Origin of the sequence: Phytohalomonas tamaricis, from assembly GCF_003012345.1 — a bacterium.
GTDB classification, from domain to species: Bacteria; Pseudomonadota; Gammaproteobacteria; order Pseudomonadales; family Halomonadaceae; genus Phytohalomonas; species Phytohalomonas tamaricis.
Genome location: NZ_PVRV01000023.1, coordinates 287,878 through 314,446, shown reverse-complemented (window position 1 = coordinate 314,446; position 26,569 = coordinate 287,878). Strand labels below are relative to the sequence as shown.

Sequence of the window (26,569 nt, the reverse complement as noted above, 5' to 3'; positions counted from 1 at the left end):
CGTTTAATCCTGCGTTGACATCTCGTCCCCAGGTTCAGTCCGTGGTGACGCGATTGAGTTCTTCCAGTGTCGTGATGCCGCGCAGAACCTTGCGCAACCCGCTGTGGCGTAGCCCGGCATACCCTTCGCGTTCGGCCTGCTCCGAGAGTTCCAGTGCGCTGCCTTCGCGCATGATCAGACGGCTCATGTCTGCCGATAACGGCACGACTTCATAGATACCGGTACGTCCTTTGTAGCCGTTGGTGCAGTGTTCACAGCCAACCGCGCGATAAAGCATGGCCGCGCTGATCGCGTTTTCGCTGACGCCTTCCTGACGAAGCACCTCATGAGGAATATCGACAGGCTCGCGGCAATGCTCGCACAGGCGTCTGACCAGGCGTTGAGCAATGATCAACGATACCGAGGAGGCGATGTTGAAGGGCGCGACGCCCATGTTGCGTAGACGCGAAAGCGTTTCTGCCGCTGAGTTGGTATGCAGGGTGGAAAGCACCAGGTGGCCGGTCTGGGCCGCCTTGATGGCTACTTCGGCGGTTTCAAGGTCACGCACCTCGCCGACCATCACCACATCAGGGTCCTGACGCAGGAAGGCGCGCAGCGCATTGGCGAAATCGAGACCTATCTTGGGCTGCACATTGACCTGATTGATTCCCGATAGTTTGAGTTCGACCGGGTCTTCCGCCGTGGCAATATTGCGCGTCTCGGTATTGAGAATATTGAGCGCGGTATAGAGCGTAACAGTTTTGCCGCTGCCGGTCGGTCCGGTCACCAGCACCATGCCCTGAGGGCGAGCAAGTGTTTTCTCAAACAGGGCACGCTGTTCGTCTTCAAAGCCCAATGCATCGATCCCGAGCTTGGTACTGGCCGGGTCGAGAATACGCAGCACGATCTTTTCGCCATAAACCGTCGGCAAGCTGTTGACGCGGAAATCTATGCTACGCGTTGCCGACAGCTTGAATTTGATACTGCCATCCTGCGGCAGGCGCCGCTCGGAAATATCCAGCTTTGCCATCACCTTGATGCGCGTCGAAATCCTGCTGCGCAGATTCAGCGGCGGGTGCGCCGCTTCGACCAGCAGGCCATCAATACGAAAGCGAACGCGGAAGGTGTGTTCATACGGCTCAAAGTGAATATCGGAGGCGCCGCGTTGAATGGCGTCAAGCAGCAACTGCTTGACGAAACGTACGACAGGGGCGTCCTCGTTGTCTGACAGTGCGATGTCCTGGGGCGTTTCCTCATCATCTTCCAGCTTGAGCTGGTCGATCGACATATCCGCTTCGAGCCGGGACAGCGCATTTTCGCCGTTTAATTCGAGATACTGCTCAACCCGTGAGGTTAACTGATCGAAGGGGGCAAGTACGCCTTCGACGCTCAGATTGGTCGCAAAGCGCAGCTCGTCCAGGCTAGGCAGCATCGACGGGCTGGGAATCGCGACGATCAGCTTGTGCGGACGCTTCGACAGCGGCAGCACATTCAACCGGCGCAGCAGTGCTTCAGGCAGGCCGTCCAGTTTCGGTAGCCGAGCAATCGAGACCGCTTCGAGATCAATGCAGGGCAGGCCGAACTCCCAGGCGGCCGCGAAGGCGGCTGCGCGTGGGGTGACCAGACCGCTACGCACGATGTAGTGCATCAGCGATTCATCGGCCGTGCGTGCAGCGCTGATGGCCTGCATAACCTGGGCTTCACTCAGCAGGGCTTCCTGTACCAGGCGCTTGGCATAACCGCGCAATGAGTTAGGCGCTGCGGAGGGGGCTTGAGATGACATACGGTGCTCTATCGAAGACGCAAGGAAAAAGTGTCGTCACGGCTAGACGTAAGCGCCTTATCGGCCACACGAGCAGTTTCTAAAGTTGACTGGCCTCACGCCGTTAATGAGTACAGAAAGTGAATGCGCGCAGCAGGTGATGGGACACGGCAGAGCATTGTACTTTTATACCGTTATCTTGAATAAGGTGTTTATTAAAAAGACCCTATTCAAGGAAGAGCAAAAAACAACGCTTGGGACTGAAGGAAGAATATATGCGCAAGCAGGGCGGTTTTACCTTGATTGAATTGATGATCGTGGTAGCGATCATCGGCGTGCTCGCGGCGATCGCGATTCCGCGTTATCAGGATTATGTGGCGAGGTCGGAGGCGGCTTCTGGGCTGGCTACCCTAAGAGGTCTTCAAACCAGTGCTGAAGAAACTATTCTCAATGGAAAAGCGCTGAGCTTTAATAATGGAACCACCTCTGGAACGTTGGGCGTAGCAGATGATGCGAGTGAGTTAGGTACTATTTCAGCTTCACCTGATGCTGCTGTTAGTGGTGATGACGAAGCATCCATTACCTTCGAGTTTAATGATGACGGCGTCAGTCCTGCTATCCAAGGTAAAAAAATCACATATACCCGCTCAACTGAGGGTACATGGTCATGTGCTACCGATATCGCTGAAGATTTCCGTCCTAAAGGATGTGATAACGCCATTTCGGCAACAGAATAAGCGATACGCACCGCTGAAAATAAAGCCGGCCTTACGCCGGCTTTATGTTTTCCGCTTTCAATAAGATCCCGCTCAGTACATCGCCCGCTCTTCCTCGACCACTTCCTTGAGCACTTCCAGATAGAGCTTGTCGGCCGGTGAGTGATCCGCCGCGTCTTCAGGAATCTTGACGTGAGTGGTGGCGGAAATCTCGTTGGCGATCTTTGCCGTCGCGCCGGGCTGGCCGTGATGCTCACGGGCGATTTCCAGCGATTTCTCCAGTATCGAAGGTTCCTGCAGTAACTTCTTGATGAAGCTTCTGAGCTCCTTGATGATGCGCGCCTGCTGCATTTCGTTGGCTGAACTCATGATGATTTTCTCCTGCCTTGATTCTTGCCTTGTTTCTTGTGCTAGGTATCTTTGCCGGACAGTGCTGCCGAGCGATTAAGTACCCCGTAGCTGTTAGCGCGACGATAGCACAATGTGGGCAAGTAGAGGTTATACACGTTCGCGTTTAACCGGCATGTTGCCATGACTAAAGATGCCGTGGTCGGAAGATGGCTTTGTCTGCTTGGGAATGACCATTATGCACGCTAGAATGCGCCTCTTTTTTCAGCTGGCGCAGCGAGCGCTGGCCTTAGTACCGAGACCATCATGGCCAATACCCCACCCGAGCAGCACCGCGTCGCATCGAATGCCTCAGAAGACGCCGTTACGGTGGATGCCACCGAACTGCTTTATGAGCTGAACGCTCGCCCCAAGCCTCTGACGGCTTTAGTCGTTGCCTTCCAGCATCTGATGTCAATGATCGTGGGCATCATCACGCCGCCGCTGCTGATTTGTCAGGCGCTACAGGTGCCCGCTACGGACACCAATCTGATTATTTCAATGTCATTGCTGATTTCCGGAATAGCCACCTTTGTACAGTGTAAACGTGTCGGGCCGGTCGGTTCGGGCCTGTTGACCGTGCAGGGGACGAGCTTCAATTTTCTTGGGCCTATCATCGGTGGCGGAACTGCAATGATTCAGGGCGGGGCATCGGTCGAGGCGGTGCTGGCGGCCATTTTTGGCGTGATCATGGTCGGGTCATTCGCTGAGATGCTGCTGTCACGCCTGCTGCCGTTGGTGCGGCGGGTAATTACGCCGCTGGTGACCGGTATTGTGGTGCTACTGATCGGCCTGACGCTGATCAAGGTAGGGCTGATCAGCATGGGCGGCGGCTATGCCGCGATGAATGACGGCTCCTTTGCCAGCTATGCAAATCTTTTCCTATCAATCACCGTGCTGGCGATCATCATTGTCTTGAATCGCGTCAGGATTACATGGCTGCGCACCAGTGCCATCATTATTGCCTTGGCGGTGGGCTATGCCATTGCGGCCTGGCAGGGGCGGCTGGATTTCGGCGATCTCAGCACGGTGGCCTTCTTTCAGTTACCGATGCCACTGCACTATGGTCTCGATTTTTCCTGGGGGCTGTTTGTGCCTATGTTGGTAATCTATCTCGTGACGTCACTTGAAGCGATCGGTGACATTACTGCGACCAGCGCCGTATCGCGTCAGCCAGTGAGTGGTCCGATATGGCTGGCGCGCATCAAGGGCGGCGTGTTGGCTAACGGCTTGGGCTCGCTCTTGGCGGGGCTTTTCAATAGCTTCCCCAGCTCGGTGTTTTCACAAAATAACGGTGTTATCCAGCTGACGGGTGTGGCGAGCCGCTACATCGGCATGTGGGTGGCAGGGCTGCTGGTACTGCTGGGGCTGTTTCCTGTCGTGGCAGGGGTTATTCAGGCCATGCCTGAACCGGTGCTGGGTGGGGCAACAATCGTGATGTTCGGTTCGGTGGCGGCTGCCGGCATCAATATTCTGGCCAGCACCCAGCTCGATCGCCGGGCACTGCTGATCCTGGCAGTCTCGCTGGCGATGGGGCTGGGGGTTTCGCAAGTGCCGGAAGTTTTGCAGAACTTGCCTGACGTGGTGAAAAGCATACTTTCTTCCGGCGTGGCGACAGGTGGGCTGACGGCGATGTTGCTTAATCTGGTCTTGCCGGAGCGCTAGTGCTGTCACTAATCCAGACGCGTACTTCACCCAGCCAGGGGAGATCGTGCGCCGCTTCGCTCAGGGTGACGGCGAGGGACGCGCCGGGAGACGTCGCTGAGGAATGCGCGTCGGCGGGCAGGAACAGGGCTACATCGACCTGACGCCTGCCGGGGCCGGAAACATAGTGCAAGTCGACGCTTTGGCGTTCCTGCCAGACGGGCAGATGACGCCAGTGCGATTCAAGCGTGGTTTCAATCTCATCACGCAGTGGCAGACGCGACTGCTGATCGGCGCGAGGACCCTCTGAATCGTCTTCGGGGTCAATATGAAATGTGATGTCGTAGATTTCGGGCAGCTGTTGGCGGATTCGCCGGGTCACTTCATTGCCGATTTCATGGCCTTCGGACACAGAAAGACCGGCATCAACCAGTAGATGAAGATCGAGCGAGACGCGTCCACCCAGGGTTCGCGTCCTTAGGTCATGTAGGTTGTGTACTTCGGCAACGCTCAGGGCGCAGTCGCGAATGGCTTGCTGACGCTCTTCGGGCAGGGCCGTGTCGATCAGCTCGCGCCCGGCGTCACGCAAGAGCTGCCAGCCAATCTTGGCGACCAGTAGTGCGACGACAATAGCGGCGACAGGGTCGAGCCAGGCCAGCCCGAACTGAACGCCAATCAGACCGATCAGTACCACCAATGAGGAGAGCGCATCGCTGCGAGAATGCCAGGCGTTGGCTTCAAGCAGGGCCGAACGCTGGCGTTTGGCAACCTTGAGGGTGTAGCGGAAAAGCGCCTCTTTGATCAGCAGTGCCAATAGTGTCAGCATGATAGCGAGGCTGCTTTCGGGCACGGGGGTTGGCGCAAATAAATGCTGGACGCTATCCCAGGCGAACGCACCGGCAACGGCAATCAGCAAGCTGCCGAGCCCCAGCGTGCAGAGCGTCTCGATGCGCCAGTGGCCATAGGGATGATCGCTATCCGGGGCCTGGCGGCCATAATGGGTGGCAATCATTACAAACACATCAGTGACCAGATCGGATAACGAATGAATACCATCGGCTATCATTGCCGTTGATCCGGACGCTGCCCCGACTAAAAGCTTGGCGAGCCCCAGCAGGCCGTCTAGGATGGCGCTGATGAATGTGACGCGCTGCGCTTCACGCGTATGCGCGCTGTTATAATGGGAATGTGGCATGGCGTGTACTGCATTGATGGATGCACGAGCGTATAGTTGCCCGTCTTGAATATGACTCTGAGCAAGGATGATTCATGCCGCGCCTGACGTTATTCCGGCGTTCTACTGGCGCTGGGCCGGTGCTGCGTATTCTGGCGATACTGCTGCTGGTACTGGCCGTCATCATGTTGATGCCGCTTGTGTTGTTACTCATTGAAGGAAACAGCGATGCCCGGGCGTTCGTTTATTCCGAAGCGGTGACCCTGGGCTGCGCTGGCCTGGTGCTGCTGGTAACGAACGGTCTCGATCTCGAGTTGCGTCCGCGTCAGATGTTTATTTTAACCACGATGAGCTGGGTCGTGCTGTCTGCATTTGCCAGTTTGCCGATGATTTTCGGGGCGCCGCATTTATCGTTGAGTGATGCTGTCTTTGAATCGGTGTCGGCGATCACTACCACAGGCTCAACGGTGTTGGTTGGTATCGATAATCTCTCCGATGGTATCAAGCTGTGGCGTGGATTGATGCAGTGGGTGGGCGGGATCGGCATTATCGTGATGGCGATCGCGATCCTGCCGTTTCTCCAGGTAGGTGGAATGCGCCTGTTTCAGACCGAGTCCTCGGACTGGTCCGACAAGGTACTGCCTCGCGCAGGCGGTATCGCCAAGGCGATTGGCGTTGTCTACCTTGGGCTGTCAGTGGCGGCGATGCTGAGTTACTGGTTGGCGGGCATGCGTCCGTTTGATGCCATCGTCCATGCGATGAGCTCGATGTCGACAGGCGGCTTTGCCAACTACGACGCTTCGTTCGGAGTCTATGCGGATAAACCGCTGATTCTATGGCTGGCGGTCTTCTACATGTTGTGCGGCGGGCTACCGTTCGTGCTGTTTGTGCGCCTGGTACGTGAGCGCTCGGGGGCGATATGGCGCGATCAGCAGGTGCGTGGCCTGTTGGTGCTGCTAGTCGTGACGACTGTGTTGCTTGCGGGCTATCGTTTCATCCGTGGTGTCCCGCTAGGCGAGGCACTGACCCAGGCGGCGTTCAACATCGTTTCGGTGGTAACGACTACGGGGTATGCCTCGGACGACTACACGCTGTGGGGGCCGTTGGCGGTCGGCATCTTCTTTTACCTGACTTTTGTCGGGGGGTGCTCAGGGTCAACCAGCGGCGGCATGAAGGTGTTCCGTTTCCAGATCGGCATTATCATGCTGGTCAATCAGCTTCGCCATCTAGTGCATTCCAATGGGGTCTTTGCCCAGCGCTACAACGGTCGCATGTTGACCGATGAAGTCATCCGTGGCGTTATCGCCTTTTCATTTTTCTTCTTCATCACGGTGGCCGTCCTGGCGCTTGGGCTGTCGCTGATGGGGCTGGACTTGATTACCTCACTTTCCGGCGCGGCGACTGCTGTGGCGAACGTTGGCCCGGGGCTTGGCGATACGATCGGGCCAGCCGGTAATTTTGCGGCGCTGCCGGATGCTGCAAAATGGATGTTGTGCATTGGCATGCTGATGGGGCGTCTGGAAATTCTGACGGTACTGGTGCTATTGACGCCGACGTTCTGGCGTAAGTAGTTAGAGTGGGGGTCATAAAAAACGCGCTCTACGGAACGCGTTTTTTTACAGCCGGTGGGGTTAGTTATTCTCGCTAATCCGGCCGGCACGATTTAATACCGGGTTGGCATATTGGCACAGCCACCATGGCTTTAATTCTTCGGGCACTTCGGCAAGACGCGCATTGAAGCGTTGGCGATCTTGCTGAGTGATGCGAGAGTGGTCCACTAGATCCGGAGCCTGTCCCGTCGCCTCAAGGGCGAGATAGTGGCTGGGAAAGAGGGTGTAGTGCTCAAGTACTTGTCGGTCAATCTCGGCGGCGACTTCTTCTGTCGTTGTAAAATTTCCGCTCAGCGGGGTACCGAAGACCAGTTTGACGTTACCTTTATAACCGGTAATGCCAGCGGCAATGGAAAAGATATCTTCAAAGGCGACCTTTTCGTAGCGGCCTTCCTGCAGAACGGCATACATCTCTTTGGCCTTCTGCAGATCACAGGGGTCATATTCGTAGCTGATCGATACAGGAGCCAGGCGAAGTTCGCTAATGGCCTCACCAATGGAGGCATTCTTGTCCTGTTGTCGACGCGATATGCTAAGCATCTTGATGATAGCGGCGTCGGTGCGGTCGATGCCGTTCTTTGCACGGCCCTCGCGCTGTGCCAGCCATATGGAGTGGTTATCTTCGACCAGCGAGTGGCGAATATAATCCGACAGCATTTGATAGGCAGCTAGCATTGCGCGCTTGCCCTTGGCCGAGCGAGGCACCACGAAACTCTTGTTGAGCCGCATCAAATCGGTCACGAACGGTTTCTGCAGAAGATTATCACCAATGGCGATGCGCACCGTGTCGCGCCCTCGGCAGTACAGCGCATAATTGACAAACGCTGGATCAAGAGCGATATCGCGATGGTTGCCGATAAATAGATAGGCGGTATCGCCATCGAGTTTATCGAGTCCCTCAATCGTGAATGACTCGGTGCTCTGCTCGATCATCTGCGACATGTAGCGTGCAATCTTATGCTGGAAACCGCCCACGCTGTCGGTGCCACGCATTTCTCGGCGCAGCCCTTGGCGAGCAAGCAAACGTGCCAGCCATGGCATATGTTTAGCCATACGGGGCAGGCGATAACGCGTGATTGCATCGAGAAACTCATCACAATGTGCCAGGCGTTCAAGCACGGCCACGACTTCGTCGTCTCGATAGGGACGGATAGTAGCGAAAGGGTCCTGGTCGTTTTTTTCTATCATGATGTCGCGGGAGTGAAGTCGGCTTCGCCACCCAGCCAGTCGATCAGCTGTTCAATGGCGTTAGAAAGCACATGGGTCATTAGTGCAAATTCGGTTTCCATGCGCAGTATGGGGTCACCGTCGTCGTCGCTGTCTTGCGCTTCGTCAATAATCGCATCGGCAAAGCGTAGCGACTTGAGCGTCAGGTCTTCATGCAGCACAAGCGATACCTGCTCCTCAAGCGTAAGTGCCAGACGACTCGCCTGACGGCCAGCGGTCAAGGCGGCGAGAATTTCATCACTGTCGAGATCAACCTGCCGGGCGCGCAGCACACCTTCGTCGCCCTTGCCGGCGCGTAATTCGACCTGATCACCCAATAATAGAGTATCTGGGCGCGCTGTCGCGTCATGCAGCCAGTTTGTCATTGTGCGCACCGGCGGTATGGCAACAGCCAGCGGTGTGACTTTAAGACTACCCAGTGACTGGCGCAGCAGATCAAGAACATCCTCGGCACGCTTTCGGCTGGCGCAGTGAACACCGATTAAACGGCGAGACGTATCCCACCATAAGTCGACACGTGTGGTGCGCGTAAAGGCCTGAGGCAGCAGCTCTTCAATGATCTGTTCCTTGAGCGCCTGTTTCTCGCGCCGCCTCGGCGGGTAACCTTGCTCCGCTTCGCGTTCGGCGGCGCGCTCTTCAAGCACTTCCTTGACTACTGAATTGGGTAACAGGCGCTCCTGTCGACACAGGGTGATCAGACGATGTCCCTGAATTTCATGCACGAGACGGTTACTGCCACGCCCAGCCGGTGCAGTCCAGCCGCTGCGCTTGGCTTCAAGCGCATTTACCGGGCGAAAGGCATACGCGGCAAGAGCTTCTTCCAGCGCCTCAGGCGTTCCGGGAGAATTATCGTGCAGGCGATAGAGATGTAAATGCTTGAACCACATGGTGTCCTTCCTTTAAGTGGGCACATTATGGCGAATGGTGCCTGCCCATGCCAGCAATGTCTCCCGGTGCATTATCGGGACATTACAAAAACTTGCCATGTTGTGCCCGGTAGTGCCTGCCTGCAGCGCGATTGTGGTACAATCGCGCTGTTTATTATCTGTCTTTGGACGTGATGGAATATAAGGTCGCAGCACTCTGGCTGCGGCGATGTTCCATGCGCCCTGAACGACCGTCAGCGTTGAGCTGCACAAAGGATTTGACGACCCATGGGTGAGATCGCCAGAGAGATTCTGCCAGTCAACATCGAGGACGAACTCAAGCAGTCGTACCTCGACTATGCGATGAGTGTCATCATCGGGCGAGCACTGCCCGATGTGCGCGATGGCTTGAAGCCGGTTCACCGGCGAGTGCTGTTCGCCATGCATGAGCTCAACAACGACTGGAACAAACCCTATAAGAAGTCTGCCCGTGTCGTCGGCGACGTCATCGGTAAGTATCACCCGCACGGCGATAGTGCGGTTTACGACACGATCGTCCGCATGGCGCAGCATTTCTCAATGCGCTATGTCCTGGTCGACGGACAAGGTAACTTCGGCTCTATTGACGGCGACAGTGCCGCGGCGATGCGTTATACCGAGGTGCGCATGGCGCGCCTGTCTCATGAGCTGTTGTCCGACCTTGAAAAGGATACCGTCGATTGGGTCGATAACTACGATGGCACTGAGCGGATACCTGCTGTACTGCCGACACGGGTGCCCAATCTGCTGGTCAACGGTGCCTCGGGCATTGCGGTCGGGATGGCGACCAACGTGCCGCCGCACAACATGACCGAAGTCATCAATGCCTGCCTGGCCTTGATCGAGGACTACACCCTCACCATCGATGATTTGATGGAATACATCCCAGGACCGGATTTCCCGACTGCGGGGATTATCAATGGCCGCGCCGGCATTATCGATGCCTACCGTACTGGGCGCGGGCGTATCTATGTGCGCGCACGCCACACGGTTGAGCATCATGAAAAGACCGGGCGTGACCACATCGTCATCACCGAGTTGCCGTATCAGGTCAACAAGGCGCGTCTGATCGAAAAGATCGCCGAACTGGTCAAGGAAAAGCGCATCGAAGGGATCGCCGAGCTGCGTGATGAATCCGACAAAGACGGCCTGCGGGTGGTGATCGAGGTCAAGCGTGGCGAGTCGGGAGATGTTGTGGTCAACAATCTCTTTTCCCAGACGCAGCTTGAGAACGTTTTCGGGATCAACATTGTCGCGCTCGATAATGGCCAGCCCAAGACGCTTAATCTGAAGGAGCTTCTTGAGGCTTTCCTTCGCCATCGTCGTGAAGTCGTGACGCGGCGTACGCTCTATGAATTGAAGAAAGCCAAGGAGCGTGGTCACTTGTTGGAAGGCCTGACGGTGGCCATCTCCAACATTGATGATGTCATTGAGCTGATCAAGAGTTCACCTTCGGCGGCCGAGGCGAAGGAAAAGCTGATTGATCGTGTATGGCGACCGGGGCAAGTGCTCGACATGCTCGATCGCGCCGGGGCTTACTCCTGCGAGCCGGATGATATGGAAGAGGGCTTCGGCCTGTCCGAGAATCGCAGTGAGTATCGTCTGACGCCGGTCCAGGCGCAGGCCATTCTGGAACTGCGTCTGCATCGTCTGACCGGGCTTGAAACAGAGAAGCTGCTTGAAGAATACAAGAGCATTCTCGATACCATTGCCGAGCTGACCCGTATTCTTGCGTCTCCTGAGCGTCTGATGGAAGTTATTCGCGATGAACTGGTGGCGGTTCGTGATCAGTATGGCGATGAGCGGCGCTCCGAGATCCAAATTAGTCGTCGCGATCTGACCATTGAAGATCTTATCAATGAAGAAGATATGGTCGTCACTATCTCGCGCAGCGGTTATGCCAAGACCCAGCCATTGACCGATTATCAGGCGCAGAAACGGGGTGGCCGTGGCAAGTCAGCGACCGCCATGAAGGATGAGGATGTCATTGAGCATCTGCTGGTCGCTTCGACGCATGACACCGTGCTGTTGTTCTCCGACAAGGGCAAGGTCTACTGGCTCAAGGTTTATGAGATGCCTCAGGCCAGCCGTGGCTCGCGTGGACGGCCGTTAGTTAATCTGCTGTCGCTGGATGAAGGTGAGTGGATTACCGCCATTTTGCCGGTCAAAGAGTATCGCGAAGACAGCTATATTTTCTTTGCCACGGCTAACGGTACGGTTAAACGTACCACGCTTGATCAGTTCTCTCGTCCGCGCTCTGCCGGTTTGATCGCGCTTGATCTTGACGAAGGTGATCGTCTGGTCGGCGCTGCGATTACCAACGGTTCTGATCATGTCATGCTGTTCTCGTCCAACGGCAAGGCGATTCGCTTTGACGAGAATGTCGTTCGGGCGATGGGACGTACTGCACGCGGTGTGCGTGGCATGCGTCTTCTCGATGACGCGAAGGTCATCAGTCTGATCATCCCCAGTACCACGACCATCGATGAAAGTGCCGATGATGATGTTGAGCTCGAAGCCAGCGGTGACAGTGAAGGGCAGTGCTACATTCTGACGGCGTCTGAGCACGGCTATGGCAAGCGTACACGCCTAGAAGAATTCCCGCTGCGTGGCCGTGGTGGCCAAGGCGTGATTGCGATGCAGACCACTGCACGTAACGGGGCACTGGTTGCCGCCATTCAGGTCGGTGAATCTGATGAAATGATGCTGATCAGTGACCGCGGCACGCTGGTGCGCACCCGTGTTGCTGAAGTCTCGAAGAGTTCGCGTAATACACAAGGTGTCACGTTGATCCGGATGGGTGATACCGAACGCCTTGTGTCAACGGTACGTCTCGATGAGCCGGTAAATGAAGAGCTGCCGGTGACTGACGAGGCGTTAGCGGAAGAGATTTTGAACACGGTAAACGAAGAAAATGTACAGCATAGCGATACGCCGGCGCAGGACGATGTATCGCCAGAAGAGTAATACGGCTCTATATCGATGTTGAGCATGAGGGCATTCGATAACGCTTAGCGAGAGCCAATGCCGTCCGTGGCTGTGTCGCCCGGGCGGCTGCTTCTTATCTTCCGGGGATGAGTTAATGACGAGACATTTCAATTTTTGTTCTGGGCCAGCGGCGCTGCCGACAACAGTGCTCGAGCGTGCTCAACGTGAATTGCTGGACTTTGCAGGCCACGGTTTATCCGTGATGGAGATGAGCCATCGCAGCGCCGAGTTCATGGCGGTTGCTGAAAAAGCCGAAGCGGATCTGCGTGAATTGCTCAAGGTGCCAAGCGATTACAGTGTGCTGTTCATGCAGGGTGGTGCAGCGTCGCAGTTTGCTTGTGTGCCACTCAACTTGCTGGGACAAGGCGGCACGCCGAATTACCTCGATACCGGTATCTGGTCGCAGAAGGCGATGAAAGAGGCTCAGCATCTGGGCGGTGGGCATCTGGCCGCCGGAAGTAAGGATAATGGTTATACGGCTGTGCCCACGCAAAGCGATATCGCGCTCTCCGCTGATGCCGCCTATTTACACTATACCGATAACGAGACGATTGGTGGCTTGGCATTCGACTATATTCCGGACGTCGATGCGCCATTGGTCTGTGATATGTCCTCTTCTATATTGTCTCGTCCGCTGGATGTCGAGAAGTTCGGAGTAATCTATGCGGGGGCCCAAAAAAATATCGGGCCAGCCGGTATTACCGTAGTGATCATTCGCAACGATCTGCTTGCCCGAGCTCGCCCTGAAACACCGACCATGCTTTCTTATAAGACAATGGCGGATAACGGCTCAATGTATAATACACCGCCGACCTTTGCCTGGTATCTGTCGGGTCTCGTTTTCGAGTGGCTGAAGGAGCAGGGCGGCGTTGAGGCGATGGCTGCTGTCAACGAGCGCAAGGCGGCTAAACTTTACGCAGCTATTGACGGTAGTGGCTTTTACAGCAACCCGATTCATAAGGCGCACCGTTCCATCATGAATGTACCGTTTGTGCTGGCGAACGAGACGCTCAACAGCACTTTTCTGAGTGAGGCTGAAGCAGGTGGCCTTTTGAACCTCAAGGGCCACCGCAGTGTTGGCGGAATGCGTGCCAGTATCTACAACGCAGTACCCGAAGAGGCTGTGGATGCGCTGATTGCCTTCATGAACGATTTCGAACGCCGCTACGGCTAATGAGGATGTCATGAGCGATCAGGACCCATCATCAGCATCAAAGACTGTTGATCTTGGTGCGCTGCGTTCACGTATCGATGCTATCGACACTGAGATACTCCGACTGATCAGTGAACGTGCGCAATGTGCTCAGGATGTAGCCCACGTCAAGCTGGCCGAGGATCCGGACGCGATATTTTATCGTCCGGAACGTGAGGCTCAAGTGCTGCGGCGAATCATGGCGCTTAATCCCGGTCCGTTGGGCGGCGAGGAGATGGCCCGGTTATTTCGCGAAATCATGTCGGCCTGCCTGGCACTTGAAAAGCCTATAAAAGTGGCTTATCTGGGTCCTGAGGGTACGTTTACTCAGCAGGCGGCGCTCAAGCACTTTGGCGATTCAGCCAAGAGCCTGCCGTTGCCTGCAATCGATGAAGTATTCCGTGAGGTCGAGGCAGGGTCGGCCCATTATGGTGTCGTACCGGTCGAGAATTCGACGGAAGGTATCATCAACCATACGCTTGACTCCTTCATGGACGCCTCGCTCAAGATCTGTGGTGAAGTTGTACTGCGTATCCATCATCATCTGCTGGTGTCCGATACGACGCGCAAGGACAAGATTTCCCGCATCTATTCGCATGCCCAATCACTCGCCCAGTGTCGCAAGTGGCTTGATGCGCATTACCCTCATGCAGAACGTGTCGCTGTATCGTCTAATGCTGAGGCGGCTCGTTTAATCAAAAGCGAGTGGCATAGTGCAGCGATTGCCGGTGATATGGCCGCACGCCTGTATGGGCTGGAGAAGGTTGCCGAAAAAATTGAAGACATGCCGGACAACTCGACGCGGTTTTTGATTATCGGTAACCATGATGTGCCGGCGAGCGGTGATGACAAGACGTCAATCGTTGCGGCCATGCGCAATCAGCCGGGTGCCTTGCATGATCTGCTTGAGCCGTTTCATCGGCATCATATTGATATGACGCGCCTCGAAAGCCGCCCTTCGCACAGCGGTGTTTGGAACTATGTGTTCTTCATCGATTTCAAAGGGCATTGCAGCGACCCGCTTGTGCGCGCAGCGTTAGAGGAAGTGCAATTGCGCGCTGCTGAAATCAAGGTGCTTGGTTCCTATCCGGTAGGTGTGCTGTAGATGGCCGTGATTAAGCAAAATGTTTTAATCATCGGCTTGGGATTGATTGGCGGCTCCCTGGCCGCGGCACTCAAGCAGTCCGGGTACGCGGGTAGGATCGTCGCGTGTGATCAAGACGGCGATGAGATTGCACGCGGCATCAAGATGGAAATTATCGATGATGGCGGCACCGATCTCGGCGACTGGGTGGATGAATGTTCGCTGATTGTCATTGCCGTGCCTGTCATGTCGATAGAACGTGTTCTGCTGGCCCTTAAGCCTCATGTACGCGAACATCACATTATGACAGATGTTGGCAGTACCAAGGCGGCGGTAAGAGAAGCGACAGTGCGAGTCTTCGGCCATATGCCGTCGCGTTTTGTGCTTGGCCATCCCATTGCCGGCTCGGAGAAAAGCGGCGTGGCCGCCGCCAATCCGGATCTGTATCGTCTGCATAAGGTTATTCTTACACCTGAGGCGGATACCGATAGAGAGGCGCTAGCACAGGTAAGTGGATTGTGGGAACGCGCTGGCGCGCAGCTGCTTGAAATGTCCGTTGAGCGTCATGACGACGTGCTGGCGCGAACCAGCCATCTGCCGCATCTGCTGGCATTTTCATTGGTCGATACGCTGGCAGGCCAGGACGAGCGGATGGAAATCTTTCGCTACGCAGCCGGTGGTTTTCGTGATTTTACCCGTATTGCCGGGAGCGATCCGATCATGTGGCGCGATGTCTACCTGGCCAATCGTGACGCGGTGATCGGTGCGCTCGATGAATTCGAGCGTGGTATGGCACTGTTAAGGAAGGCAATAATAGACGGTGACGGTGAGTCGATGCTGGGCATCTTCACTCGTGCCAGTCATGCCCGGCATTATTTCGAGACGCTTTTGAATCAAACGAGTTATCAGTCAATGGAACAACGCAATATCAGCTATCGTGTCACCGCCGGTGGTAATGTTGGGGGCACTATTCGAGTGCCGGGTGATAAGTCGATGTCACACCGCTCTATTATGCTTGGCGCCTTGGCTGAAGGCGTTACAGAAGTTGAGGGCTTTCTTGAGGGTGAGGATAGCCTGGCGACGCTACAAGCCTTTCGTGAGATGGGCGTTGTGATCGAAGGGCCGCAGCAGGGACGTGTCACTATTCATGGTGTGGGCCTGCATGGCCTCAAGAAGCCGGCTGGCGCGCTGTACTTGGGTAACTCAGGTACGGCAATGCGTCTGTTCGCTGGTCTGATGGCCGGACAAGCGTTTGATGTCGAATTGACGGGTGATGCTTCGCTGACCAAGCGTCCAATGGGACGCGTAGCTGAACCGCTGCGCCAGATGGGGGCGGTAATCGATACGGCTGAAGGTGGGCGGCCGCCGCTGCGTATTCATGGCGGGCAGGCACTCAAGGGCATCCATTATGAGATGCCGATGGCGAGTGCGCAGGTCAAGTCATGCCTGCTTCTGGCAGGGCTGTATGCCTCGGGTGAAACGAGCGTGCACGAGCCGGCGCCAACACGGGATCACACCGAGCGCATGCTCAACGGTTTTGGCTACGCTGTTAAGCGTGACGGCGCCGTCGCCACGTTGCAGGGTGGTGGCCGTATGGCCGGGGGGATGATTGATGTGCCTGCCGACATTTCATCAGCGGCATTCTTTCTTGTTGCTGCGTCGATTACGCCTGGGGCGGATTTGACACTTGAGCATGTAGGTATCAATCCCACCCGCATTGGCGTAATCAATATTCTGCAAGCAATGGGGGCTGATATCGAGCTGCTCAATCAGCGTGAAGTGGGTGGTGAGCCGGTGGCAGACCTTCGGGTGCGTCATGCAAAGCTTAAGGGCATCGACATTCCCGTTGACCAAGTGCCACTGGCAATTGATGAATTTCCTGTACTGTTTGTTGCTGCGGCAAATGCCACGGGAATGACACGCCTGCGTGGCGCCGAGGAGCTGCGTGTCAAGGAGTCTGATAGAATTCAGGCGATGGCCGATGGCCTAACGACGCTGGGTGTTATCAATACTGTTTGTGAAGATGGTATCGATATTACCGGTGGGGCTTACGGCGGTGGCCGTATCGATAGTCTCGGGGATCATCGTATTGCCATGGCCTTTAGTGTGGCAGGGCTTAGGGCTAGCAGTGAAATCATCATTGATGATTGCGCTAATGTCGCAACCTCTTTCCCCAGTTTTCTGGAATTAGCCGCTGCGGTCGGGATGCGTGTCGAGGAGATGACGGAGGACGCATGAGCATTCAGGAGCCGGCAACTCAATCAAGCGTGCCGATCGTGACCATCGACGGCCCCGGCGGTGCCGGAAAGGGCACTGTCAGTCGTTTGGTTGCACATGACCTTGGATGGCAACTGCTGGATTCAGGCGCGCTTTATCGCCTTACCGCGTTGGCAGCTGAACATAAGGGCATTGCGCTAGATGATGAAGTTCGGTTGGCTGAGATTGCCGAGCAGCTTGATATAGCGTTTGAACCGTGTGACGAGAAAACACGTATTCTGCTCGAAGGCTATGATGTTTCCAGGGATATTCGTACGGAAACCGTGGGTAATAATGCCTCGCAAGTTGCTGCATTGCAGCGAGTGCGTCAGGCGTTGCTTGCGCGTCAGCGCGCGTTCCGCCAGTGGCCGGGACTGGTTGCCGATGGTCGGGACATGGGAACAGTGGTGTTTCCTGAGGCGCCATTAAAGATATTCTTGACGGCCTCTGTCGAGGAGAGAGCTCGGCGACGGTTTGTTCAGTTGCAGGAGGCGGGTTATTATGCTAGCCTGCCGAACCTTTTTGAAGAAATACAAGCTCGGGACGCGCGTGATACTCAGCGCGCCGTGGCACCATTGAAGCCTGCTGAAGATGCGGTGACAGTAGATACCACAGAGCTTGGAATACCGGAAGTAGTCGCACGCATCGAATCACTTCTGAGCCAGTATGGCTTGAAGGGTTAGTGACAGTCGCATCATCCGGAGGCCTCGGCCAGGTGTCATGGGGTGTCATGGGTAACCAACAGAAAACCCAGGCACGTCGAACCAGCGTTAACACCCCCGAGGATAGTGAAATTGGCCCGTGCTTGCTGGTGGTACGGAGAATGCGGTGCCTGGCACCGTTTCCGTTGATCACGATAGGAATATCATGAGCGAAAGCTTTGCTGAACTGTTTGAACAGTCTCTCCAGGACATCAACATGGAACCCGGTGCCATTGTTATGGCGACTGTGGTCGACATCGATGGTGACTGGATTACCGTAAACGCCGGTTTGAAATCCGAAGGTCAGATTCCTGCTGCTCAGTTCAAAGATGAGAGCGGCAAGCTGACAATTGGCGTCGGTGATGAAGTTAAAGTGGCCCTTGAAGCCGTTGAAGACGGTTTCGGTGAGACGCGTTTGTCGCGTGAAAAGGCCAAGCGTGCTGAAGCTTGGAAAGAGCTGGAAGCCGCCTTCGAAGACAATGCAATTGTCAAAGGTGTGATCAACGGAAAGGTCAAGGGCGGTTTCACCGTCGACGTCAATTCCATTCGTGCCTTCTTGCCGGGTTCTTTGGTCGATGTTCGCCCTGTGCGCGACACGGCTCACCTGGAAAACAAAGAACTCGACTTCAAAGTCATCAAGCTCGACCCCAAGCGTAACAACGTGGTGGTTTCACGTCGTGCAGTTCTCGAAGCCGAGAACAGCGCTGAGCGTGAAGCGCTGCTCGCTACGCTGCAGGAAGGCCAGCAAATTAATGGTATCGTCAAGAACCTGACAGATTACGGCGCGTTCGTTGATCTGGGTGGCGTTGACGGCCTGTTGCACATCACTGATATGGCCTGGAAGCGCATCAAGCATCCGAGCGAAATCGTAGCTGTTGGCGATGAAATCAACGTCAAGGTACTGAAGTTTGATCGTGAGCGTAACCGCGTATCTCTCGGCTTGAAGCAGCTGGGTGAAGATCCCTGGGTCAGCATCAAGGCGCGCTATCCGGAAGGTACCAAGGTCAATGCGCGTGTTACTAACCTGACCGACTATGGCTGCTTTGCCGAGTTGGAAGAAGGTGTTGAAGGTCTGGTTCACGTCTCTGAAATGGACTGGACCAACAAGAATATTCACCCGTCCAAGATCGTTCAGGTCGGTGATGAAGTTGAGGTTATGGTACTGGATATCGATGAAGAGCGTCGCCGCATTTCTCTCGGTATCAAGCAGTGCACGCCGAATCCGTGGGAAGAGTTCAGCTCGCGCTACAACAAGGGCGATCGTGTTTCCGGTACCATCAAATCGATCACTGATTTCGGTATCTTTATCGGTCTAGAAGGTGGGATCGATGGTTTGGTTCATCTTTCTGACATTTCCTGGTCAGAGCAGGGTGAAGAAGCCGTTCGCCGTTATCGCAAGGGAGATGATGCTGAAGCTGTCATTCTTTCTATCGATCCTGAGCGTGAGCGTATCTCTTTAGGCGTCAAGCAGCTCGAAAGTGATCCTGTCTCCGAGTTCCTGGCTGTCAATGATAAAGGGGCCATGGTTACTGGCCGTATTACTGAAGTTGATGCCAAGGAAGCGTATGTCGAGTTAGCGACTGATGTCATCGCTGTTCTTAAGGCGTCTGAAATTAGCTCTGATCGTGTTGAAGATGCACGTAACGTGCTGAAGGAAGGCGATAGCGTTGAAGCTCGTATTGTTGGCGTAGATCGCAAAAACCGCGTCATCAACCTGTCCATTAAAGCGAAGGATCAGGCTGATACTCGTAAGACAATGCGTACCATGCGCGATCAAGAAGTAGAAACTGCTGGTCCTACCACTATCGGTGATCTGATCAAGCAGCAGATGGGTCAGGAATAATCCCATCTTCATGAGCACGCTTATTGTGTGCTCATGGAAAAATAAAAAGCCGCTACTTTTAAAGTAGCGGCTTTTTTATTAACTCAAGCGAGCCTTTTGATAGTTAGGCTTTAGCGTTTAGCCAACAGCAATTCACTCGATATTATTTTTTCTGCCATCGTTCTGGTGCTCTCTTTGGGAGAGCGCTTTCAAGACACCACGCAAAAGTGAAAGCTCCTTGCGGGTAGGTTGAGCTCGCTGAAAGAAAGCTCTCAGTTTCTCAAGCGTTTGTGCATGGGGCTGGTTCAAAAAGCCAACAGCCTCTAGTGTTTCTTGTAAGTGTGCGTGGAAATGTGCCATCTGCTCCTGCGTGGGTAATATTGGTGCGTTAGCTTGCTTAGTGACAGCGTTTCCTTGGCTTCTGCGCCACGCAGTAAATAACTCATGTGTACATACCTGTACCGCTTGGGAAAGATTAAGCACAGGATATTCCGGGTTAGCAGGTAGAGTAAGCTGATGAGAGCAGCTTTTGAGCTCATCATTGGTTAAGCCAAAACGTTCGCGACCGAATACGATAGCAACAGGCCCTTGGGTTGTGTTCTCGATCAGTTCCCTTGCCATGACATCGGCCTCTTCATAATGGGGCAGAGGAAGGCTTCGTATGCGTGCACTTGCTCCAACAACCTGAACACAATCAGCAATCGCCTCATCCAGCGTGACGACTACACGCGCATCATCAAGTATATCTGTCGCGCCAGCAGCCAGACGTGTAGCCTCTTCATCAGGAAAGCAGCGAGGATTTACCAAGACCAACTGTTGCAAGCCCATGGTCTTCATAGCGCGGGCAACGGAGCCAATGTTGCCGGGATGGAAAGTCTGGATCAATACGATACGGATATTGGATAACATGATTTAAAAGCCTGCCAGTGCTTTAAGTGCATCGCCTGAGAGTCGGTACGTCCCTGTCTCCGCCATATTACAATATTGGTTGGCATTTAGCTGAAACTGCTCAATAAAGGGATAATCCCATGAGCTCCATTCGATATGGCTACACTGCTCATTAACTGCAACGCTGGCAAGCTGACGGATGAGGGCACTTGCAATTTCCTCTTTTCCGCATGGTGTATAGATATCCTCGATAGTGAGGCTTTTACTGTTGCGGACAATTGAGTAATCGATGAAATAGAGGCCAATGCCGATAATGGATTCTTCAGAGAGGCATACAATAGTGTGCGTCGATGCGAAGTGGTCTTGATCAAGGCTTCGATTCAGCTGTGCTTGAATGGCACTACGCTCTTCTTTGCTTAGCGCTTCGGAAAAGCAGGCTTCAATGAAAGCCAATGCTCGGGTCATTTCTCCAGCGTGGAGGTCGCGAAATGAATAGGCAGCCATTTGCTCTGATAATCCGTTAATAATATTTTTCTAATGAATTAGTATTACCACTAATGGCTATTCTGAAGCTTTAATGCAAAAAAAAGAAGCCCTGCATGAGCAGGGCTTCTTTTAACTAACGGGCTTAGGGGGGATTACATCATTCCGCCCATTCCACCCATGCCGCCCATACCACCCATGTCACCGCCGGCCGGCTTTTCTTCCGGATCTTCAGCGATCATGGCTTCAGTAGTGATCATCAGACCACCGATGGAGCCAGCAGACTGCAGGGCGCTACGGGTTACTTTGGCCGGGTCAAGTACGCCCATCTCGAACATATCGCCGAAATCGCCGGTCGCCGCATTGTAGCCAAAGTTACCTTCGCCATCTTTGACGCGATTAAGGATAACTGAAGCTTCCTCACCGGCGTTGGTGACGATCTGGCGCAGAGGTGCCTCGAAAGCACGCAGCGCAAGCATAATGCCGTGAGTCTGGTCTTCGTTATCGCCACGCAGACCTTTCAAGTTAGTCAGCACACGCACAAGCGCTGTGCCGCCACCAGGTACAACGCCTTCTTCAACGGCTGCACGAGTAGAATGCAGAGCGTCTTCGACGCGAGCCTTCTTCTCTTTCATTTCAAACTCGGTTGCAGCACCGACACGAATGACGGCAACGCCACCAGCGAGCTTGGCAACACGTTCCTGAAGCTTTTCACGATCATAATCAGAAGACGTATCTTCGATTTGAGCGCGAATCTGACCAACACGGGCTTCGATATCAGCTTCGACACCAGCGCCGTCGATAACGGTGGTGTTTTCCTTGGACATGGTAATGCGACGTGCACTGCCCAGATGATCCAGGTTTGCCTGCTCGAGAGTGAGGCCAACTTCTTCAGAGATAACCGTACCACCGGTGAGGATGGCGATATCCTGCAGCATGGCCTTGCGACGATCACCAAAGCCTGGCGCCTTGGCCGCAGCAACTTTGACAATACCACGCATATTGTTGACTACGAGAGTCGCCAGTGCTTCGCCTTCGATATCTTCAGCGATGATCACCAGCGGCTTGCCCGCTTTTGCAACAGACTCGAGAACTGGCAGGAGTTCACGGATGTTGGAGATCTTCTTGTCGACCAGCAGGATATAGGGGTCTTCAAGCTCGACCGCCATAGTGTCCTGATTGGTGACAAAGTAAGGGGAGAGGTAGCCACGGTCGAACTGCATACCTTCGACGACTTCCAGCTCGTCTTCGAAGCCACGGCCTTCATCGACAGTGATAACGCCTTCCTTGCCAACCTTTTCCATTGCATCAGCAATGATCTGGCCGATAGTGCTATCGCCATTGGCAGAGATAGTACCAACCTGAGCGATTGCCTTGGGATCGGTGCAAGGAACAGCCAGCTTTCTGACCTCTTCAACGGCGGCGATAATCGCCTTGTCGATACCGCGCTTGAGGTCCATCGGGTTCATGCCGGCAGTAACGCCTTTCAGGCCTTCGTTAACGATAGCCTGAGCTAGAACGGTAGCAGTAGTCGTACCGTCACCTGCGACATCAGAGGTCTTGGAAGCAACTTCCTTGACCATCTGGGCACCCATGTTTTCAAACTTGTCTTTAAGTTCGATTTCCTTGGCGACGGAAACGCCATCTTTGGTGACAGTCGGTGCACCAAAGGACTTCTCGAGAACAACGTTACGTCCTTTCGGACCAAGCGTGGTCTTGACGGCATCGGCAAGGACATTGACGCCACGAGCCATGCGTTTGCGCGCGTCGTCGGAGAACTTGATCTGTTTAGCAGCCATTGCTGTTATTACCTCTAATCAGTGTTCGCTAATAAATGAGCAGAAAGTGAAAAATCAAAGGCGCTTAGCCTTCGATGACACCAAGGATGTCGGACTCGCTCATAATGAGGAGCTCTTCACCGTTGATCTTCTGCTTTTCGACGCCAAAACCTTCTTTGAAGATCACCTTGTCACCCACCTTGACATCTAGAGGACGGGTTTCACCGTTTTCCAGGATGCGACCATTTCCTACGGCAAGAATTTCTCCGCGTGTTGGCTTCTCCTGAGCATTACCTGGCAGGACAATTCCACCTGCAGTTTTCTGCTCCTCTTCCACGCGACGGATAACGACGCGATCGTGCAAAGGACGGATGTTCATTGCTCACGTTCTCCTGATAGTTACATGAACCTTAACGAGCAGTGCTCAAATAAGGTAAAGGCTTACGCCTTCGTGTTGCCAAGACCCTTTGGATAGGGCCGAAAAGGTATCGTGCCGAGTTAATGCGGGCACATGGAAACGTTTCAAGGGGGCAAATAAAATTTTTTTCATTTTTTATCATCTTTCCGCTCGATGTATTCACCCTCGATAGGCGCATTGCTATCACTATGTTGGCGAGACGTATTTTCTTTAGTATGAGAAGTGAAGTCGGCTGAACCCATGCCGCCCGTCTGACGGGGGCTGTTTCTCATTTTAGAATTACGTCTCTCCAGCTGACGCATAAGCAGATCGCGTGAGATGGGTAGTAGACATAACAGGCCGAGAATATCCGTGAGCGTACCGGGAGCCAACAACAGCAGCCCGGCAACAATATAAAGAGTGCCCTGCATCAACTCATTGGCGTTGGGATCGCCTTGTAAAAAGCGCGCCTGAGCGTGGCGAAGAGTCGCGAAGCCTTCACGACGGATGAGATGAACCCCAAGCGCAGCAGTAAGAAGCATAATGCCTAGGGTGGAGAAAAAGCCAAGATGGTGACCAAGTGCAAAAAGAGATGCAAAGTCGAGCAACATGAAGAGGGCAAAGATGAACAGAATCGGCATGACGACTCCAGAATGATTTTAATTATAAGTGGAGACATCCGGAACAATTACAAGGTGTTTCGAGATTAAGGACGATCTATATGGATGCCATCAAGAGGTGCCAAGCCTAATACAGCGTGGGCAGTACGGGAAGCGATTTGGGCGTGAGTGAGTTGTTGAAATATAAATGGCCCGCGTAAGCGGGCCATAACATCTTGAGCAGGTGCTAGCGATAAAGCTCTTGGAAAAACTATTGGAAGGAGAGCTGATCCTGCAGGGAATCGATTGTTGCTTGCCCTATGCCTTTGACTCGGGCTAGATCCTGTGCATCCTTGAACGGGCCGTTGGCCTCACGTTCAGCAATAATAGCTTCAGCCTTTTTCGCCCCAATTCCCTTTAGCTCGACTATCTGCTCAGTAGTTGCAGTATTGATATCAACGGTTTGACCGTTTTCAAGAGCTAGCGAAGGCAGGGCGATGCTCAAGGCCAATGCAGTCACACAGGATATAAGAAACTTTTTCATCATCACTCCTCAGTAGATATGAGCTGTAATGCACAGCTAATAAAGCCATCGGCGAGATAAGCGAGATGTTTAAGTGCTTCTCCTAATGAGGCATTTAAAATATTTATAAAGAAGTGTAGTGACTGATGGCTTAAGTATAATGAGGGCTTTAATGCATTAGGGAAATTGGCATGAATTCGCCACTGATTATTGCTCTTGATCATGCCAGCCTGAATGAGGCGTTGAGTCTGGTTGAGTCGCTTGATCCTCAACGTTGCCGTCTCAAGGTTGGCAAGGAGCTGTTTACCCGGGAAGGGCCGGCGGTACTTAAGGCACTGCAGGCTAGGAATTTCGAAGTGTTTCTTGATCTCAAGTTTCATGATATTCCTAACACCGTAGCCGCCGCTATTCATGCGGCTGCCGATCAGGGCGTATGGATGGTCAATGTACATGCCTCTGGCGGGCGGCGCATGATGGAAGCTGCTCGCGAGGTGCTCGTCAAACATGGCTTGAACACAAAGCTCATTGCCGTCACGGTGCTGACCAGCATGATGGGTGAGGATCTTGAAGCTATTGGTATTAATGTCTCTCCTCAGGAGCAGGTACGGCGACTAGCATTGCTTGCACAGCGCTCGGGAATGGATGGAATCGTCTGCTCAGCGCAGGAAGCAGCAATGCTGAAGGTGTGTTGCGGAGCAGACTTCTTAAAGGTTACTCCGGGTATCCGCCCACAATTTTCTCAGCCGGACGATCAGCGCCGGATCATGACGCCAGCGCAGGCGATAGCAAATGGTAGTACACACCTGGTTATTGGACGGCCTGTCACCCAGGCACCATCGCCAGGGGAGGCGCTGCAGGCAATCGAAGCTGAGCTTGCTGGATAATATTATTCCCCTTCCAGACCCGTTATCGGTTTGACCATGCCCCAGCTGCGGCATTGTGGGCAATGCCAGTAAAGCTGGCTTGCAGTAAAGCCGCAGCGCTCACATCGATGTCTAGGGCGCTTGTCTAGCAGCTGGGACGTGTGGCGTTTCAGGAGTTCGATACGGTCATGGTCATGTGGGCGAGTCACCGTTTCTTTCAGATATAGGTCAGTCAGATAATCTACGCCGCGTAGGCTTGGGTAGTGCTGTAGATGTGAACTGACTAAGTCGATAGCTGAGTTGATACCTTCACGTGTTCTCAGGTGTTCAGCGAGCATGAGTACCGAGGAAATATAAGGCGCATGATCGATCTGCTCTTGTAAGAATTCGATCAGGCCTTGCTCATCATCCAACATTTGGTAAGCGGTACTAATCGGCCCAAGGGTGATCGGCGTAAAATCCGCATCTTGTTCACGTATACGTTTAAGAATACGTATCTCGTTACGATATTGCCCCGTGTGATGTTCCATGCGTGCAAACAGCCAATTTGTGCGTACGCATTTCTCATCGATATTAAGTGCTTGGCGCAACCTTTTACGAGCGAGGCTTACACTGCCATTCGCTATATCCTCTTCAGCGAGTTCGCACAGCCAATGCGCTGCTGCGCGGCGAATGTTTTGATCATGGCGTATCAATTGAGGTTGAGCGATATCAAGTGCTTTCTGCCACTCTTTTTCACGCTCAAACAGATCAATCAGCAGACGTTTTCCTGAACGGCGAATATCATCATCATGTGCACTACGTATCAGGCGGATTAGAAGGCGCTCGGCGCGGTCAAGTAGGCCAAGCTTCAGAAAATCGCGTGCCAACTCAAGCTGAACATGACTGCTTTGAGCTTCGGTCAGGCTAGGGCGGGCCAGTAAATTTTGATGTATCTTCACCGCACGGTCTGTTTCCCCGCGCAAGCGAAAAAGATTACCTAAGGCGATATGCGTATCAATGGTTTCGCTGTTGACTTCTAGGGTCTGGACGAATGTTTCGATGGCCTGATCAGGCTGCTCGTTAAGCAGATAGTTCAGGCCAACAAAATAATTGCGCGTCAGCGCTGGAGAGGATGAGGAGTCCCTATGCTGTCGGTGGTGTTTGACATCGAGCCTGCCCAGCCACCACCCAATGGCAATCGCTGCGACCAGAAGGCCCAACAGCATAGGATCAGGCATTTAAGCGGTTTCCTTAAACTCCTGAGTACGCAGGCGGTCCAGTTCCTTGCGTTGTTGCCGAACATCTTTATGGGCGCGCATCAGCGAAGTACGCAAGCGCAGGTATAGGCCTGACATGGCCAGCATGCCAAGTACGACACCGATAATAAGTGCTAACAGTAGCCACAAGGCAAGCGAGGCGGATGGTAATTCGGTCCAGATCACATCAAGAGGAACGGCTTGCTGATTACGTATGGCAAATAAAATGCCTAACAGCAACACGACTAGCGTAACGATCGCCAGTAAAACACCTTTAAGCCAGCGCATAAAAATTCCTTGATAAGCGTTGAGCGAGATTGGCAGGGATCGTTTTCGTCATCAGATCACAGTAC

Annotated in this window: 23 protein-coding genes; 10 read left to right on the top strand and 13 right to left on the bottom strand. The window is 53.9% G+C overall.

All coding sequences use genetic code 11. The annotated features are described in order from the left end of the window. Positions 1-34: 34 nt before the first annotated feature. Entirely contained in the window at positions 35-1,762 is a 1,728-nt protein-coding gene (pilB, locus tag C3Z11_RS12910; RefSeq protein WP_106478358.1) for a type IV-A pilus assembly ATPase PilB, read from the bottom strand. Positions 1,763-2,016: 254 nt separating this feature from the next. Between pilB and C3Z11_RS12905 the strand changes: the two genes are divergently transcribed. Further along, on the top strand, positions 2,017-2,478 hold the full coding sequence (locus tag C3Z11_RS12905) for a pilin (RefSeq protein WP_106478357.1): 462 nt from the start codon (positions 2,017-2,019) through the stop codon (positions 2,476-2,478). Between the two features lie 72 nt (positions 2,479-2,550). Here the strand turns inward: C3Z11_RS12905 and C3Z11_RS12900 are convergent, their stop codons facing one another. Beyond that, entirely contained in the window at positions 2,551-2,826 is a 276-nt protein-coding gene (locus C3Z11_RS12900) for a hypothetical protein (RefSeq protein ID WP_106478356.1), read from the bottom strand. Between the two features lie 285 nt (positions 2,827-3,111). Here C3Z11_RS12900 and C3Z11_RS12895 point away from each other — a divergent pair, with 285 nt between their 5' ends. Then, complete coding sequence (locus tag C3Z11_RS12895; protein WP_106478355.1) at positions 3,112-4,509, top strand: nucleobase:cation symporter-2 family protein; 1,398 nt, start codon at positions 3,112-3,114, stop codon at positions 4,507-4,509. On the opposite strand, the gene C3Z11_RS12890 is transcribed toward C3Z11_RS12895, so the two are convergent. Then, positions 4,484-5,683, bottom strand: a complete 1,200-nt coding sequence (locus tag C3Z11_RS12890; protein ID WP_106478354.1) for a cation diffusion facilitator family transporter — start codon at positions 5,681-5,683, stop codon at positions 4,484-4,486. The two genes, C3Z11_RS12895 and C3Z11_RS12890, sit on opposite strands and share 26 nt — an antisense overlap. A gap of 74 nt (positions 5,684-5,757) precedes the next feature. Here C3Z11_RS12890 and C3Z11_RS12885 point away from each other — a divergent pair, with 74 nt between their 5' ends. Next, positions 5,758-7,233: a TrkH family potassium uptake protein gene (locus tag C3Z11_RS12885; protein WP_106478353.1), complete on the top strand. Its 1,476-nt coding sequence runs from the start codon at positions 5,758-5,760 to the stop codon at positions 7,231-7,233. Positions 7,234-7,293: 60 nt separating this feature from the next. On the opposite strand, the gene C3Z11_RS12880 is transcribed toward C3Z11_RS12885, so the two are convergent. Together C3Z11_RS12880 and C3Z11_RS12875 are read right to left on the bottom strand one after the other, a co-directional pair. Next, positions 7,294-8,460 (bottom strand): 1-acyl-sn-glycerol-3-phosphate acyltransferase, encoded by a 1,167-nt coding sequence (locus C3Z11_RS12880; RefSeq protein ID WP_106478352.1) that lies wholly within the window; start codon positions 8,458-8,460, stop codon positions 7,294-7,296. Then, positions 8,457-9,386, bottom strand: a complete 930-nt coding sequence (locus C3Z11_RS12875) for a recombination-associated protein RdgC (RefSeq protein ID WP_106478351.1) — start codon at positions 9,384-9,386, stop codon at positions 8,457-8,459. Before C3Z11_RS12875 ends, C3Z11_RS12880 begins: the two co-directional genes overlap by 4 nt. A 267-nt stretch (positions 9,387-9,653) precedes the next feature. Between C3Z11_RS12875 and gyrA the strand changes: the two genes are divergently transcribed. The 6 genes from gyrA (at position 9,654) to rpsA (ending at position 19,468) form a co-directional block, all read left to right on the top strand. Next, positions 9,654-12,371, top strand: coding sequence for a DNA gyrase subunit A (gene gyrA, locus C3Z11_RS12870; protein ID WP_106478350.1), 2,718 nt, complete (start codon positions 9,654-9,656; stop codon positions 12,369-12,371). Between the two features lie 115 nt (positions 12,372-12,486). Further along, positions 12,487-13,566, top strand: coding sequence for a 3-phosphoserine/phosphohydroxythreonine transaminase (gene serC / locus C3Z11_RS12865; RefSeq protein ID WP_106478349.1), 1,080 nt, complete (start codon positions 12,487-12,489; stop codon positions 13,564-13,566). 10 nt (positions 13,567-13,576) lie between these two features. Continuing rightward, positions 13,577-14,689: a prephenate dehydratase gene (gene pheA, locus C3Z11_RS12860; RefSeq protein ID WP_106478348.1), complete on the top strand. Its 1,113-nt coding sequence runs from the start codon at positions 13,577-13,579 to the stop codon at positions 14,687-14,689. After that, positions 14,690-16,906, top strand: a complete 2,217-nt coding sequence (locus tag C3Z11_RS12855) for a bifunctional prephenate dehydrogenase/3-phosphoshikimate 1-carboxyvinyltransferase (protein ID WP_106478347.1) — start codon at positions 14,690-14,692, stop codon at positions 16,904-16,906. After that, positions 16,903-17,607, top strand: coding sequence for a (d)CMP kinase (gene cmk, locus C3Z11_RS12850; protein ID WP_106478346.1), 705 nt, complete (start codon positions 16,903-16,905; stop codon positions 17,605-17,607). The genes C3Z11_RS12855 and cmk overlap by 4 nt, the downstream gene beginning before the upstream one ends. 184 nt (positions 17,608-17,791) lie before the next feature. After that, the gene (rpsA, locus tag C3Z11_RS12845; RefSeq protein ID WP_106478345.1) at positions 17,792-19,468 is read left to right on the top strand and encodes a 30S ribosomal protein S1; all 1,677 of its coding nucleotides are present in this window, start codon (positions 17,792-17,794) and stop codon (positions 19,466-19,468) included. A gap of 132 nt (positions 19,469-19,600) precedes the next feature. On the opposite strand, the gene C3Z11_RS12840 is transcribed toward rpsA, so the two are convergent. The 6 genes from C3Z11_RS12840 to C3Z11_RS12815 form a co-directional block, all read right to left on the bottom strand. Next, positions 19,601-20,356: an RNA methyltransferase gene (locus tag C3Z11_RS12840; protein ID WP_106478344.1), complete on the bottom strand. Its 756-nt coding sequence runs from the start codon at positions 20,354-20,356 to the stop codon at positions 19,601-19,603. 3 nt (positions 20,357-20,359) lie between these two features. Then, on the bottom strand, positions 20,360-20,839 hold the full coding sequence (locus C3Z11_RS12835) for a hypothetical protein (protein ID WP_106478343.1): 480 nt from the start codon (positions 20,837-20,839) through the stop codon (positions 20,360-20,362). A 134-nt stretch (positions 20,840-20,973) separates the two neighbouring features. Next, entirely contained in the window at positions 20,974-22,617 is a 1,644-nt protein-coding gene (gene groL, locus C3Z11_RS12830; protein ID WP_106478342.1) for a chaperonin GroEL, read from the bottom strand. Between the two features lie 64 nt (positions 22,618-22,681). Continuing rightward, positions 22,682-22,975 carry a co-chaperone GroES gene (locus C3Z11_RS12825; protein WP_106478341.1) on the bottom strand — a complete coding sequence of 98 codons (294 nt, stop codon included), beginning with the start codon at positions 22,973-22,975 and terminating at the stop codon, positions 22,682-22,684. A gap of 167 nt (positions 22,976-23,142) precedes the next feature. Next, on the bottom strand, positions 23,143-23,634 hold the full coding sequence (locus C3Z11_RS12820; RefSeq protein WP_106478340.1) for an FxsA family protein: 492 nt from the start codon (positions 23,632-23,634) through the stop codon (positions 23,143-23,145). Between the two features lie 229 nt (positions 23,635-23,863). Then, entirely contained in the window at positions 23,864-24,136 is a 273-nt protein-coding gene (locus C3Z11_RS12815) for a ComEA family DNA-binding protein (RefSeq protein WP_262927389.1), read from the bottom strand. A gap of 170 nt (positions 24,137-24,306) precedes the next feature. Here C3Z11_RS12815 and pyrF point away from each other — a divergent pair, with 170 nt between their 5' ends. Next, positions 24,307-24,999 carry an orotidine-5'-phosphate decarboxylase gene (pyrF, locus tag C3Z11_RS12810; RefSeq protein ID WP_106478338.1) on the top strand — a complete coding sequence of 231 codons (693 nt, stop codon included), beginning with the start codon at positions 24,307-24,309 and terminating at the stop codon, positions 24,997-24,999. 2 nt (positions 25,000-25,001) lie between these two features. On the opposite strand, the gene lapB is transcribed toward pyrF, so the two are convergent. Together lapB and C3Z11_RS12800 are read right to left on the bottom strand one after the other, a co-directional pair. Beyond that, a complete protein-coding gene (gene lapB / locus C3Z11_RS12805) occupies positions 25,002-26,198 on the bottom strand; it encodes a lipopolysaccharide assembly protein LapB (protein ID WP_106478337.1) in 1,197 nt (398 codons plus the stop codon). After that, complete coding sequence (locus C3Z11_RS12800) at positions 26,199-26,504, bottom strand: lipopolysaccharide assembly protein LapA domain-containing protein (protein WP_106478336.1); 306 nt, start codon at positions 26,502-26,504, stop codon at positions 26,199-26,201. Positions 26,505-26,569 lie beyond the last annotated feature (65 nt).